We start from the raw sequence: 14,095 nt of genomic DNA, 5'->3' as shown, positions 1-14,095 counted from the left end.
AGATGAGGGACAAACCCATGCACATCGTGTTGGTGGACATGCCGTGGTCGTCGATCGACGCGCCGTCGCTCTCGCTCGGTGTGCTCAAGCGCCGGGTCCTCGACGTGTTCCCGGACGCCGATGTGGACGTCGTCCATGCCAAGCTCGACTACATCGACTGGGTGGACGAGCACGTGGGCTTCACGTTCGAGGAGTACGACACCTTCGTGAGCTCCTACTTCTCCGGTCACAGCGAGTGGATCTTCTCGGCGGCGCTGAACGAGCGGCCTCGGTGGAAGGTGGCGGAGTTCGCCGAGTTCCTCGGGGGCAGCGTGCCGGAGCCGATGCTCGCCAAGGCGACGCAGCTCCATGAGCTGGCGCCGCTGTTCATCGAGGAGACCGCCGCCCGGATCGCGGCCATGACGCCGGACGTGGTCGGCTTCACCGCCACCTTCGCCCAGAACGCCGCGGCCCTCGCGGCGGCGCGCGCGGTCAAGAGGCAGGCGCCGGATGCCGTCACGGTGTTCGGGGGCGCGAACTGCGAGGGTCCGCAAGGCGCGGCGATGCACCGCAATTTCCCGTTCATCGATTTCGTCGTACGCGGCGAGGGCGAGCTGGCCTTCCCGCAGCTGCTCTCCGCGATCTGCGCCGACGGCGGGGACGGGGGCGATGTCAGCGAGATCGCCGGACTGTGCTGGCGCGGACCGAGCGGCGAGTCGGTCGTGAACGCGGTGGAGGCCCGGCCGCTACCGCCCGACGCACTGGTCCCGCCCGACTTCGGCGACTACTTCGAACAGCACGCCAGGTCCCTCGCGGGCACCTGGGTGGAACCGCGGCTCACCGTCGAAGGCTCGCGCGGCTGCTGGTGGGGCGAGAAGCACCACTGTACGTTCTGCGGACTGAACGGCTCGCTCATGCAGTTCCGCAGCAAGGACCCAGGCCGGTTCGTGGCGGAGATCCTCAGCCTGGTCGAACGGCATCGGGTCCTCGACGTGTGGGTGACCGACAACATCCTCGACATGGCCTACCTGACGTCGATGGCGCCGCGCCTCCAGGAGTCCGGCTACGACCTGCGGATCGGCTACGAGATCAAGTCGAATCTGCGCCGCGACCAGCTGGAGATCCTGCGCGCGGCCGGCATCGACTACATGCAGCCCGGCGTGGAGAACCTCAGCAGCCGGGTGCTCACCCTGATGGACAAGGGAGTGACTGGCTGCCTGAACGTCCGGCTGCTGCGTGACGCGGAGACCGTCGGCATCAACCTGAACTGGAACTACCTCTACGGCTTCCCGGAGGAGTCCGAGGCCGACTACGACAGCGTGATCGACCAGGTGCCCGCCCTGGTCCACCTCATGCCGCCGTCGAACGCCACCCGGCTGAAGGTCGAGCGCTTCAGCCCTTACTTCGACCGGCCCGAGCTGGGTTTCGGGGAGCTCCGCCCGGCCGCGCAGTACCGGCACATCTACGATCTGCCCGAAGCCGAGCTCACCGACCTCGTCTACGTCTTCGACTCCCCGCGCCGCGGCATCGACGCGGACTGCCTAGACCGCCTGCGCGCGGCCGTCGCCGCCTGGACGGACGCCTACCCGCGCAGCCGCCTGACCCACTGCGACCTGGGCGACCACATCGTCCTCGTCGACACCCGGCCCGGCTTCTCCTGGCACCTGCTCGACCTCACCGAACCGCTGGAGCTGACCGTGTTCCGCCTGCTCGACACGCCGCACAGCCCGGCGGCGCTCGTACGCAAGGCCGCGGCCCGGCACGACGACGTGACCGAGGAGCGGATCGACGAGCTGCTCGCGCGCTGGCGCGAACTCGGCCTGATCTTCTGCGACGCCGGCCAGGCGGTCCACGTCGCGCCGGCCGTCGCCAACCAGGACCTGATGCGGCTCGACGGCGAGAATCTCAGTCGCGGCGAACCGCTCGTACCAGCACTCTCGGAGGCCGCGGTACCAGTGGGGACACCCCGATGAGCACCGACGCCACACTCCCGGCGCACGTACCGATGACGCTGTGGAAGGATCGCGACCCGGCGGCCATGCGCGTCCGGGGCATGTACGCGGGCCGCGTGAACGTCACCGGCGACCCCCTCGCGACCGCGTCCCGGCTGGCGGCGGACGGCGTCCAGCTCGCCCAGCTGGACGACATGGTCGATCTGGACGACCCGGGCGGCGCGGCGGCGGTGGCCGCCCTCGCCGTCATCCGCGAGCTGACCAGCCACGGCATCGCGGTCGACTGGACCCTCCGCATGTCGGTCGGCCCGGACGGCTGGCGGCCGCTCAGCCACCTGCACCCTCCGGCGGCCGTGTACGCGGGGTCCGCCGGGGACGGCATCGCGGCCGAGTGGCGCGACACCTTCCACATCGCGAAGTGCGGCTACCGGCTCGGCCCCGGCTTCATCGAGATCCGCGACCGCCGGACGGGCTCGTTCAGGCGCCTCGTCATCCGCAACCCGAACCGCGAGGAGGCGATCGCGCCGCTGCTGCGGGGGGTGCGGGCGGCGAGCCTGGCGCCGACGGTGACGGAGCGGTATCTGCGGGCGGACCTGCTGCATCAGGTGGGGCGGTACGTGTGGTGGACGCCGTACCGGATCAGACGCTGGCCGCTCAGCTCGACGATCCCCTAAGGGTCAGTGCTTCGTTTCCGTCCTGGGCGCTGTCCCGCTCGAACATCTCCACCCATCGTTCGGTGACCGCACCCGCCTGGCGCTTTATGCCGGGCTCGGGGAGGGATTCGGGCGGGTCGACGCCCAGGTGCCGCAGGCAGCCGAGGACGGTTTCCGGGTAGTCGGCGAGCATGTCCTCGTAGTAGACGACGTGCGGGACGCGTTCGCGGCGGTCGAAATACTGCTGCCACGCCCTCGTCTCGTCGTCGAGGTGTTGCAGGTGGCGGCGGATCTCGGCGTAGTCGTAGTGGGGCTCGGACCGCGCCCGGCTGGTCGACAGGTAGATCCCGTCCACGATCCAGACGCCGGTCTGCTTCGCCAGGACGTACGAGATGGCCTGCCGGATCCGGTCCCTGCGCCTTAGCCAGATGTATTGGGGCGACATGAGAAGCTCGTCCAGATCGACTTCGAGTCCCTGTAAGTGCTCGCCATGCACCTTTATGCCGAAAACTCCGTTCGGACTGGTCCGGCAGGTCATTAACCGACCGACATAGCCTTTCACCCGGCCTTCCGGATCGTCGCTGTCGAACCCCCAGCGCTCGAAATAGTCGAGAACATGGGTGTCCGCCAGATACCCGTCGGCGAAACCGGCCAGCCCGGTGTGCCAGAGCGTACGGACGAGCATATTGCTGCCGGAGCGCGGCGCCGCGGCCAGGACATAGCGGGTCGGCGGAAGTCCGGCGAACGGCGGGAAGTCGAATTCCAGGCTGTTGGTCCGGAAAAAAGGGGCCACAGTCCATACCTACCACCGCGCCAGGCGATCAGTCAGGACACGGGCGCCGAGCGATTTCAGCCGCAGCCCCCAGGCCACGGCCCGCTGCGGGCTGGGGGCCGTGGCCTGGGGGCTGGTGCGGCGTCGTCGCGGACGCCGTCAGTCACCGATGCCAGGCGAGGAGTCGTCGTAGGCAGCGTCACTCGTCGACACCAAGTGAAGTGTCGTCGCGGGCGGCGAAGGTCAGCGCGACGGCGCGGGCCAGTTTGCGGCACCGGCGTTCGACGTCGCGGTCGATCCCGAGCGCCCGTATGTGGTGCATGTGCAGGAACGACGCCACGACCGACGATTCGGTCAGATGTGGCGCACCGCGCAGGCGGTCCATGTAGGCGGCCACGGCTCGCCGCCGCTCCTCCCACGCCGTGACGACCCGCGAGCCGCCGGGGAGAGCCGCGAGCGTCGCTCGGTCCCCGCCGGGGAGAGCCACCGGCGCCGCCCGATCCTCGCCCGGGAGAGCCACCGGCGCCGCCCGATCCTCGCCCGGGAGAGCCACCGGCGCCGCCCGGTCCGCGTCTGGGTCCGCCAGGGCGACCGACTGGCGGACGACCTCGCGGTCATTCGGGGCAGCGTGCCCGGCCGGAGGGTGCTCGATCTGCCAACGCGCCCCCGCCGCCCGCCCTCTCATCAGGGCGGCCGTCAGATCGACCAGGCTCGCCGCGGTGAGCGCGTGCGGGTGTACGTGGCGAGCCGCCGACAGCGCCGTGAGCTGGGCGACCACCGCGGCGGAGTCGGCCGCGAAGACGGCCTCCGCCCCGGCCATGACCTCTCCCGATCCATATCGTGCGGTTTCCGGGTGGTACGTATCCAGGACCAGGTCACCCACCAGACCACGACCACGCAGCTCGGCGGCCCACGCCCCGACCCGGGCGGCGAACGGGCCGTAGTCGTGCTCGCCGACCAGGTGCAGCCGCAGCCGCAAGTGCGGACGAGGGTCGCGGTAACGCACGAACCACCACATCGGCGGCTCGTCCCAGGTCTCAAGCAGGTCGGGCAGGTGCCTGGTGAGGATCGTGTCGACCACACCGGGATCCCCGTACAACTTGGCGTACAGGACTCGCGCCCCAGGCAGAACCCCGTCCTCCCGCCCGACCAGCGGCAACGGACCCGGCACCGTCACGGCGGCGGGGGCACGGGCGGGCGGTGCGGTGGCGGCCAGCGAGATGACGACCTCGTGCGCGCGGCGGCCGAACCAGCCGTGGTCCGCCGGTCCCGCCGCCTCCGACACGACGGCGGCCTCGCCGGCGCCGTCCAGGTGGGCGCGGAGCAGCGCCAGGCTCATGGGCTCGTCGAGATCCAGGCGCAGCCGGCGGTCCGCCGTACCCACGGACACGGCGGCGGGCAGCCGCAGGCGGGCGCGCAGTTCTGTCATGGCCCGCACCCACTCCCGCCACGCGGCGTCCGGCCCGGGCAGGACCTCAGTGGGGACGCGCCACCGGGCGGGCGCGAGCACGCTGCGGCCGTAGCGGACCCGCGGCAGGAACGGCAGACACGCCGCCACCCCCCAGGAGAACGGCGACACCACAGCCGCTCGAGCACGCGGGATCTCGAACAGCAGGCGCGCGATCGGCGGCATCGCATGCCGCGCCACCGCACTGCTCAGCACCGGCTCCACCACCTGTCGCCGTGAGGGCGACAGCAGGTAGAGCCGGTCGTTGTCCGCCGTGACCGCCAGATCGCGCCAGGAGATCCGCCCATCTTGGCCGGCACGGTGCTCGGCCAGGGAGATCAGCTCCGGCAGCAGGAGCGGGGTACGGGCGACGTCCTGGGCGCGCGGGTGCCGGGCGGGGAACGACAACTGGGCGGGCACGGCACCGTCCACCGCGACGGGCAGCCGACCGTAGAGGCCGACCATCTGACTCCGGCCACCGTCCTGCCAACCGCCGCCCTGCTGGTCACGGCCGCGTGGGAGGCCGTCACGCCGGTCGCCGTCCTGCCCGTCGCTCAGGAGGTCGGTGAACCGGCCCGCCAGGCCGGCGGCCGTGCCGTCGACGGCGAGGACCGTCATGGTGAAGGCTCCGGCGGCCAGCGCGTCTGTGGTGGGCGCGCAGACTTCGGCGACCAGCTCCATGTACGGGACCGGTCGCGCCCCGTCCATCCCGTCCGCGGCCAGAGCCTCGATCGCGGCGTCGTCCAGCACGATCTCCCGCGCGCCGTCCAGGGCCGCCTGCTGCGCCAGGGCCAGCAGGCGCTGATCCCTGCGCGACAGGGGCGCGGAAACGGCCGGCCCGTCGTAATGGGAGGGGAACCCCAGCCCCGCCGTGGGATCGACGAGCTGCTCGATCGGTACGACACCACCGACCCCGTACCGGTCCAGGAACATGACGTGGTACTCCCGCCAGGCCGGATGACCAGCCGGGTCCGGTGTCAGCCGCCATAACGCCCCGGCGGCGGACTCGGCCTCGGCAGCCACCTCCCGGGGAAGTACGACGCTGCCGCCCAGCCGCAGGTCCACCGTGAGAGGCTGGGCGACCTCGACCGGCACCACGTCCCGCATCCGCGCCCCGACCGCCCGCCTGGCCCGTACGGCGGCCTCGCTGGTCGCGCCGGTCTTGCCGGTCTCGCCGGTCGCGCGGTCGGCCACCCGCAGCCCCACGTGGATCGCCCGCAGTTCCCGAACCAGCCGAGCCACCTCGGACCCCCGGCCCAGCGAGCCAACCTCGGCCTCCCGGCCCGGCAGGGTGGCCTCTTGTACCTGACCCTGCGGGAGTGCTTCTACCTGGTCCTGCGGGGCCTCTTGCTCCTGGTCCTGCGGGACGGCCTCTCGTACTTGGTCCTGCGGCGTGGTGCCGAGCGAGTTCGCCGCCGCGTCCCGCAGCTGGTCGAGCACGTACGCGAGCCCGTCGACGCTGGTCGAAGGAGGGCGCAGGCTGGTGATCAGCACCCCGCACGTGACCAGCTCCGCGACCATCGCCTCGATCGCCGGGACCCTGGCGCCGGGGAACGCGGCGGCCAGCCCGTCGACCAGGTCACCGGCCCGAACGGGTGCCTGGGCCAGCTCCATGACCGTGCGGACGGCCGCGCTGTGCCGTACCGACAGCTGCGTCAGCTCGCTGCGCGCCGGGTCTCCGGCATGCGGCTGCCAGGGCACCACGAGGCGTTCTCCTCGTACGAACGCGAGATCGTTCACCATGACCGGGAGGCGATGCCGCAGCTCCGGGTCCGATTCCAGGCGGGCGATCACCGCGGCGAGCCACACGCCGTCCGCGGTCGTCCGCGTACGCGGGGCTCCGGCGGGGTGCTCCGGTGCCGCGCCGAAGCGGAGCGGGGCCACGCCCGCGAACGTCCCGAAAGGCGTGGCTCGGCCGCGCATCCGCACCAGATACCGGGCCAGCGACAGCGCCATGCGCCGGAGGCGACCGGGCCGGGGCCGACGGCCCGCGCGGACTGCCTCGATCTGGGCCGCCAGGACCGGGCTGGCCAGCGAGACGGCCGCTGCCACGGATTCCCGCGCCCAGATCTGTACAAGCCACTCGCACCACCGCTCGACATCGGCTGCCTCGTCATCCGGCTCGCGCGACAGCAGGACATGCGGTTCGGACCACGGCACGACATCCGGCTCGGGAAGCGGCGGGAAGCCCGGTTCGGGCCAGGGCGGGACGTTCGGTTCGGCTGCGTGCGCGGCGGCGCGGATCAGGGCCGCGTCAAAGTGCCGGAACGGCTGCGAACGCTGCACGCTGCTGCCTCCCACGTCCAGCTGCCGCCGCCGGGACGGCTCGGCGGACCTGTCACACGGAGTGTCACACCGAGTGTCGCACGTGTGTGACGCCCGTTTTGTGCCGCGAAGACGATCGCCCACGAGCTCGCGGTGTCCGCACTGGTTCCCCCGGATGGTTCGTCACACGACCGTCTCAACCCCGGTGACGGTCCGTCGTGGCAGGGGTCCTGGGAGGAGCAACCCCTTCGGGGGAGTCGTGACTGGGGTCCTAGGAGGAGCAACCCCCTTGGGGGAGCGGAAGAATGGATACCCGGCGAACGTTCGGGGATACGGCACAAGCCGGAGCGCTGTGGATCGACTGCTCCCGGGAGGGTTCGGACGAAGGCTGACGTCTGACAGCGGTGATCACACCTCCAGCGCTTCGCCAGCACAGGTAGGCGGTGGTGACGGCGCAGTGTGTCATGACACGCTGGCTATGCTTGGATACGTACAGTAGCGACCATGAACGCCTTGGATCTCGCGCGTTGGCAGTTCGGGGTTACTACGGTGTACCACTTCCTGTTCGTGCCCGTCACGATAGGGATGTCACTGCTGGTGGCGATCCTGAACACGGCCTGGGTGCGGACCGGCAAGGCGGCCTACCTTCGCGCCACCAAGTTCTTCGGGACGCTCTTCCTGATCAACTTCGCCATGGGCGTGGTGACGGGGATTGTGCAGGAATTCCAGTTCGGGATGAACTGGAGTAGCTATTCCAGGTTCGTCGGCGACATCTTCGGGGCGCCGCTCGCGCTGGAGGCGCTGCTGGCGTTCTTCCTGGAGTCGACATTTCTGGGGCTGTGGCTCTTCGGCTGGGAGCGGTTGCCGCAGAAGGTGCATCTCGCGTGTATCTGGATTGTCGCGTTCGGCACGGTGCTGTCCGCCTACTTCATTCTGGCCGCCAATTCGTTCATGCAGTGGCCGGTGGGCTTCCGGGTCGACGGGCGGGCCGAGCTGGTCGACTTCGGGGCCGTCTTGAGCAACAAGGTCCTCCTGGTCGCCTTTCCGCACACGATCTTCGGGTGCTGGCTGGCCGGTGGTGTGATCTTCATGGCGGTTTCCGCCTGGCATCTGGCTAGAAAGCGGGATATTGACGTCTTTCGTCCGTCGCTTCGGCTGGGCATCGTGGCGGTGCTGCTGGGCGCGCTCGGCACCCTCGTGTCCGGGGATCTGCTCGGCAAGATCATGACGCAGACCCAGCCGATGAAGATGGCCGCTGCCGAGGCGCTCTACGAGACGCGGCAGCCGGCGCCGTTCTCCCTGCTCACCATCGGGACCCTGGACGGCACCAAGCCGATCTACCGGCTCGAGATCCCGGGCCTGCTGTCCCAACTGGCCACCGGCTCGTTCAGCGGCAAGGTCCAGGGCATCAACAACATCCAGGCGGAGTACGAGCGCCGGTTCGGACCTGGCGACTACCGGCCCTACATCCCGGTCGCCTACTGGGGTTTCCGGCTGATGATCGGCTTCGGCATGCTCGCCGCGCTGGTGGCGCTCGTCCTGCTCTGGATGACCCGTGGACGACGGATCCACGGCAAGGACTGGGTCTGGAAGGCCGCCGTCTGGTCGGTCGTGCTGCCCTTCCTCGCGAACAGTTTCGGGTGGATCTTCACCGAGATGGCCAGGCAGCCGTGGATCGTCTTCAGCCAGATGAAGACCGCGCGTGGCGTCTCACCGAGCGTCGGCGCGGGAACCGTACTCACCTCGCTGATCGTCTTCACCGCCCTGTACGGCGCGCTGGCCCTGGTGGAGGTCGGTCTCATGATCAAGTACGGCAGAGCGGCCCCGCCGCCCGCCGACGGTGCCGAGCCGCAGGACGGCGGCGAGACGTCCTTCGCCTACTAGGGGGATCGGGTAGTGGAACTCACCGAGATCTGGTTCGTGGCGATCACCATCCTGTGGGTCGGATACTTCGTCCTGGAGGGGTTTGACTTCGGCGTCGGCATGCTGCTGCACGTCATGGCGCGGAACGACGCCGAACGCGAGGCGATGCTCGACACGATCGGCCCCGTCTGGGACGGCAACGAGGTGTGGCTGATCACCGCGGGCGGCGCCACGTTCGCCGCCTTCCCCGAGTGGTACGCCTCGCTGTTCAGCGGGTTCTACGTCCCGCTGCTGCTCATCCTGCTGGCGCTGATCGTGCGCGGGGTAGCCATCGAGTATCGCGGCAAGCGGAGCTCCTTGACGTGGCGGCGGTGGTGCGACGCGGGCATCGCGATCGGCTCGTTCGTGCCCGCGCTGCTGTGGGGGGTCGCGTTCGCGAACATCGTGCGGGGCGTGAAGCTCGACTCCCATCACGACTACGTCGGTACGGCCGGAGATCTGCTCAATCCGTACGCGCTGCTCGGCGGGCTGACCACGCTGCTTCTGTTCGTCACGCACGGCGCCGTCTTCGTGGCGTTGAAGACCAGCGGCGAGATTAGCCGGCGCGCGACCACAATGGCGCTGCAGAGCGGCGGTGTCGCGGCCGTGCTCGCGGTGACCTTCCTGGTCTGGACGCAGTTCCACGGCGGCGGGCCCGGCACGGTGATCCTGGCCGCTCTCGCCGCTCTTTCCTTCGTGGCCGCGCTCGGGGCCGTCGCCAAGGGCCGTCAGGGGTGGGCGTTCCTGCTGTCCGCCATCGCCGTCGGCGTGACCGTGATCTGCCTGTTCGCGGTCCTGTATCCCAATGTCCTGCCTTCGACGGTCAACCCGGCCTACAGCCTGACCATCCAGAACGCGGCCTCGACGCCGAAGACGCTCGGCATCATGACCAGGATCGCGGCGATTTTTCTGCCGCTGGTGGTGCTCTATCAGAGCTGGACTTATTGGGTCTTTCGCCACCGGATCAGCGCCAGTTGAGGTCTTTTCTCTGTACTGGTACAGCCATTTGTCTACATTGTCGCTGCTAAAAGGAAACGAAACTCCAACCTCCCGTAAAACGCGATTGCCAGCCTTTCTCCCGGGGGAACTGAGAATCGAGAGCCGAGGAAAGGATCATCCATGACACTCGTTCTCGGCACATCTCTCCAGGAACGCGACGAAGCCGGCCTCGCGCTGGCGGAGGATGCCGAGCGGCTCGCCCGCGCGTGTCATGCCGTGGCCCTGTGCTTCCATCGGGGCGGTCGGCTGCTGAGTTTCGGCACCGGCCAGTCGGCGGCCGACGCGGCGCATCTCGCGGTGGAGTTCGTCCATCCGGTGATCGTGGGGAAGCGCGCCCTGCCGGCCTTCTCGCTGGCCAATGACGCGTCGGCGATGAGCGGGCTCGCCCGCGCGGGAGTGTTCGCGACCCAGCTGCGGCTGCTCGGGCGCACCGGGGACGTCGCGGTGGGCATCACGGTCGACGACGACTGTGACGAGGTGGCGGCGGGGCTCGCCGTGGCGCGCGAGATGGGCATGACGACGCTGGCGCTGACCAAGGCGGGCGGGCTCGACGGCGCGATGGTGGATCACCTTCTCACGGCACGCAGCCGTGATCCGCGGGTCGCCCGCGAGCTCCAAATGACGACATATCACGTGCTGTGGGAGTTGGTGCATGTGTTCTTGAACGACCCTCGGCTCGCGGCGACGGAGGTCTCCCGATGACCTCGCCGCGAGATCCGGACCAGCCGAGTTCGGTGAATTCGCCGGGAGATTCGGGCCGGTCGAGTCCCGTGAATTCGCGGGGAGGTTCGGGTCGGTCGAGTGCGGAGTGTCCCGATGAGGTGTGTGTGACCTGCTCGGACACGGCCGTGCCTGTTCGGATCGTCGCCCTGCTGCCCGGCCACCTCGCACTGGCCGACACCGCCGTCGGTGCGGAGGAGATCAGCGTGCGGCTGGTCGACGCGCGGGCCGGAGACGTGGTCCTGGTGCACGCGAAAGAGGCCATCGCGGTGCTGGAGAGAACAGCGCCGGAAAGAACGGTGCCGGAGTGAGCGGTGCTGGGGAGAGCGGTGCTGGGGAGAAGGCCGTGAGTGACGCCCTCTACCCCTTTCTCTCCCCTGCGGCGGGCGATGTCGAAGCGCTGCTGGCCACGGTGACCCGGTCCACGGCGGAGAAGGCCAGGGAGATCGTCGCGCTGCGGCGAGAGGTGCTCACCCTGCTCGGCCCCCGGATCGCCGCGTGCGCCGGGGCGCTCGCCGCGGCCTTCGCCGACGGCGGTCGGCTGTTCACCTTCGGGAACGGGGGCAGCAGCACCGACGCGCAGGCCGTGGCCCACCTGTTCCTCGCTCCCGGACCCGGACATAGAGGGCTGCCCGCGATGTCGCTGATGGCCGATGTCGCGCTGCTGACCGCGCTCACCAACGACATCGGCTTCGAGGCGGTCTTCGCCCGGCAGCTCGCCGCCCTGGGCACCGGTACGGACATCGCGATGGGCATCTCGACGAGCGGCGGCTCGCTGAACGTCGTGCGTGGGCTCCAGGAGGCCAAACGCCTCGGCATGGTGACCGTCGGGCTCGCCGGCTCGGGAGGCGGCCAACTGGCCGAGTGTGGTGCCGTCGATCATCTGCTGGTCATCCCGTCCTCCTCCGTGCATCGGATCCAGGAGGCGCAGGCCACCGTGTGCCATGTGCTGTGGGAGTCGGTTCGGCGGGCGCTGGACGAGGCGGACTGACCGTTGGACCCGATCGTGCGCTCCCGGATTCGGGTCGAGGGCATCGTCCAGGGTGTGGGGTTCCGGCCGTTCGTCCACGGCCTGGCCGTCCAGTACGGCCTGTCGGGCACGGTCGGCAACGACGGCTTCGGGGTGTTCATCGAGGTCGAGGGCCCAGCGGGAGCGGTGAACGCGCTGGTCGAGGCGGTCCGGTGGAACGCGCCCGCACTGGCGGTCGTGGACCGGGTGGGCGTGGAATCGGTGCCGCCCACAGGCGCCCGCGGCTTTCGCATCGTCCCGAGCAATACGGGCGAACCGAGCGAGATGGGTAGACCGGGCGGGACGTGCGTACCGAGCAAGACGGGTAGACCGGGCGGGACGTGCGTACCGAGCGAGATGAGCGTGATCGGCGGACCGGGCGTGATCGGCGGCGTCCCACGCGCGCATGTGTCGCCGGACGCGGCGACCTGTGACGACTGCCTGGCCGAGCTGTTCGATCCGGCCGACCGCCGCTACCGCTACCCCTTCGTCAACTGCACCAACTGCGGCCCCAGGTTCACGATCATCACGGCCATCCCGTACGACCGCGCCGCGACCACCATGCGCGGCTTCGCCATGTGTACGGCATGCGCGGTGGAGTATCGCGATCCCCGCGATCGTCGCTTCCACGCCCAGCCGGTGTGCTGCCCCGCCTGCGGTCCGACCCTCGTCCTGCACACCCCCGACGGCGCGATGGTCGCGGGCGATCCGGTGTCCGAGGCGGCGGCGCTGCTCCGCGGTGGTTCCGTCCTCGCGGTGAAGGGACTCGGCGGCCATCATCTCGCCGTGGACGCCACCGACGAGGACGCGGTGGCGGCGCTGCGGGCCCGCAAACACCGTGGGGACAAGGCGTTCGCCGTGATGGCGCCGGACCTGGCCGCCGTACGCGAGCTGTGTGTGCTGGACGGTGAGGCGAGCGGGGCGGTCGCCGCCCTCACCGGCGCGCGTCGCCCGATCGTGCTGCTGCCACGACGCCCGGGCTCGCCCATCGCCGTCTCGGTGGCGCCCGGCAACCGGGACATCGGCGTGCTCCTGCCGTACACGCCGCTGCACCACTTGCTGGCCCGCGAACTGGGCCGCCCCTTCGTACTGACCAGCGGAAACCTGTCGGGCGAGCCCATCGCGCACCGCGACGAGGACGCGCGGCGGCTGGCCGCCGACGCCTTCCTCAGCCACGATCGGCCGATTCACGTGGGCCTCGACGACTCGGTGGTCCGGGTGTTCCGCGACACGGAGGTTCCGGTACGGCGAGCCCGTGGGCACGCTCCCGCGCCGCTCGCGCTCCCCTGGGCGTTCCCTCGCCCGGTTCTCGCCTGCGGAGCGCAGCTCAAGAGCACCTTCTGCCTGGCGACGGGCAGCCACGCGTTCGTCTCCCAGCACCTCGGCGACCTGGAGAACTACGCGACGATGCAGGCCTTCGCCGGCGGCGTCGCCCACTTCCGGCGGCTGTTCGGGATCGAACCGGAGGTGGTGGCGCACGATCTCCACCCGGAATACCTGTCCACCAAGTACGCCCTCACCCTCGACGGCGTCCAGCCGCTCGGCGTGCAACACCACCACGCCCACATCGCCTCCTGCCTGGCCGACAACGGCGAGAGCGGCCCGGTCGTCGGCGTGGCCCTCGACGGCACGGGGTACGGCACGGACGGCACGATCTGGGGCGGCGAGCTGCTCGTCGCCGACCTGGCGGGCTTCGAGCGGGCCGGGCACCTGGAGCCGGTGCCGATGCCCGGCGGCGTGACGGCGATCCGGCAGCCCTGGCGGATGGCCGCGGCCTTCCTGCACAGCGCGTACGGCCCCGAGAACTTCGACGACCTCGACGTGGTCCGCCGCAACCAGGACCGGTGGCCGGCCGTGGCGGCGCTCGTGGCGCACGGCCCGGCGCAGCGGGTGACGTCGAGCGCCGGGCGGCTGTTCGACGCGGTGTCCGCGCTCCTCGGGATCCGGGACACGGTCACCTACGACGGACAGGCGGCGGTGGAGCTGGAGCAGCGGGCTGACCCGAGCGTCCGTGGCGGCTATCCGGTCGACGTCGCCGGAACGGTCATCCACAGCACGGACCTGATCCGCGCGGTCGTCGGCGACCTTCGCCGGGGCGAGGCGTCGGAGGTGATCGCGGCGCGCTTCCACCATGGGCTGGCCGAGGCGGTGGTGACGGCCACGACGCGGGTCGCGGCCGCCAACGGGCTGGAGGTGGCGGCGTTGTCCGGCGGGGTGTTCTGCAACACCCTCCTCCTCGGCGCCGTGGTCGACGGGCTGCGCCGCCACGGCCTGCGCGTCCTGCTGCACCGGCGCGTCCCCTGCAACGACGGCGGCATCAGCCTCGGGCAGGCCGTGGTGGCGGGCGCTCGGGATCGGGCCACCCGCTGAACACGACGCCGGGAGCTAGGGACCAAG

10 protein-coding genes are annotated in these 14,095 nt (G+C 70.4%); 8 read left to right on the top strand and 2 right to left on the bottom strand.

Translation table 11 applies throughout. From position 1 onward, the window contains the following. Positions 1-17: 17 nt before the first annotated feature. Together ACQP2T_RS01025 and ACQP2T_RS01020 are read left to right on the top strand one after the other, a co-directional pair. Positions 18-1,952, top strand: coding sequence for a RiPP maturation radical SAM C-methyltransferase (locus ACQP2T_RS01025; RefSeq protein ID WP_433514312.1), 1,935 nt, complete (start codon positions 18-20; stop codon positions 1,950-1,952). Beyond that, positions 1,949-2,605 carry a DUF5825 family protein gene (locus ACQP2T_RS01020; RefSeq protein WP_433514311.1) on the top strand — a complete coding sequence of 219 codons (657 nt, stop codon included), beginning with the start codon at positions 1,949-1,951 and terminating at the stop codon, positions 2,603-2,605. The genes ACQP2T_RS01025 and ACQP2T_RS01020 overlap by 4 nt, the downstream gene beginning before the upstream one ends. Here the strand turns inward: ACQP2T_RS01020 and ACQP2T_RS01015 are convergent. Continuing rightward, positions 2,586-3,377 carry a Stf0 family sulfotransferase gene (locus ACQP2T_RS01015; RefSeq protein WP_433514310.1) on the bottom strand — a complete coding sequence of 264 codons (792 nt, stop codon included), beginning with the start codon at positions 3,375-3,377 and terminating at the stop codon, positions 2,586-2,588. The two genes, ACQP2T_RS01020 and ACQP2T_RS01015, sit on opposite strands and share 20 nt — an antisense overlap. Before the next feature lie 178 nt (positions 3,378-3,555). After that, positions 3,556-7,089 (bottom strand): lantibiotic dehydratase, encoded by a 3,534-nt coding sequence (locus ACQP2T_RS01010; RefSeq protein WP_433514309.1) that lies wholly within the window; start codon positions 7,087-7,089, stop codon positions 3,556-3,558. Between the two features lie 483 nt (positions 7,090-7,572). Here ACQP2T_RS01010 and ACQP2T_RS01005 point away from each other — a divergent pair, with 483 nt between their 5' ends. The 6 genes from ACQP2T_RS01005 (at position 7,573) to hypF (ending at position 14,068) form a co-directional block, all read left to right on the top strand. Further along, positions 7,573-8,952 (top strand): cytochrome ubiquinol oxidase subunit I, encoded by a 1,380-nt coding sequence (locus tag ACQP2T_RS01005; RefSeq protein ID WP_433514308.1) that lies wholly within the window; start codon positions 7,573-7,575, stop codon positions 8,950-8,952. 12 nt (positions 8,953-8,964) lie between these two features. Next, positions 8,965-9,948, top strand: coding sequence for a cytochrome d ubiquinol oxidase subunit II (gene cydB, locus ACQP2T_RS01000; protein ID WP_433514307.1), 984 nt, complete (start codon positions 8,965-8,967; stop codon positions 9,946-9,948). Between the two features lie 141 nt (positions 9,949-10,089). Continuing rightward, positions 10,090-10,671 (top strand): D-sedoheptulose-7-phosphate isomerase, encoded by a 582-nt coding sequence (locus tag ACQP2T_RS00995; protein WP_433514306.1) that lies wholly within the window; start codon positions 10,090-10,092, stop codon positions 10,669-10,671. 146 nt (positions 10,672-10,817) lie between these two features. Beyond that, the gene (locus ACQP2T_RS00990) at positions 10,818-11,000 is read left to right on the top strand and encodes a HypC/HybG/HupF family hydrogenase formation chaperone (protein ID WP_433514305.1); all 183 of its coding nucleotides are present in this window, start codon (positions 10,818-10,820) and stop codon (positions 10,998-11,000) included. Positions 11,001-11,035: 35 nt separating this feature from the next. Continuing rightward, positions 11,036-11,680 (top strand): D-sedoheptulose-7-phosphate isomerase, encoded by a 645-nt coding sequence (locus ACQP2T_RS00985; RefSeq protein WP_433514304.1) that lies wholly within the window; start codon positions 11,036-11,038, stop codon positions 11,678-11,680. A 15-nt stretch (positions 11,681-11,695) separates the two neighbouring features. Continuing rightward, positions 11,696-14,068, top strand: a complete 2,373-nt coding sequence (gene hypF / locus ACQP2T_RS00980) for a carbamoyltransferase HypF (protein WP_433514303.1) — start codon at positions 11,696-11,698, stop codon at positions 14,066-14,068. The last annotated feature ends 27 nt before the right edge of the window (positions 14,069-14,095 follow it).

The organism is Nonomuraea sp. CA-143628 (assembly GCF_050942315.1).
Lineage (GTDB): Bacteria > Actinomycetota > Actinomycetes > Streptosporangiales > Streptosporangiaceae > Nonomuraea.
The sequence above is the reverse complement of the archived record's forward strand: the minus strand, read 5'-3'. Positions and strand labels throughout refer to the sequence as shown.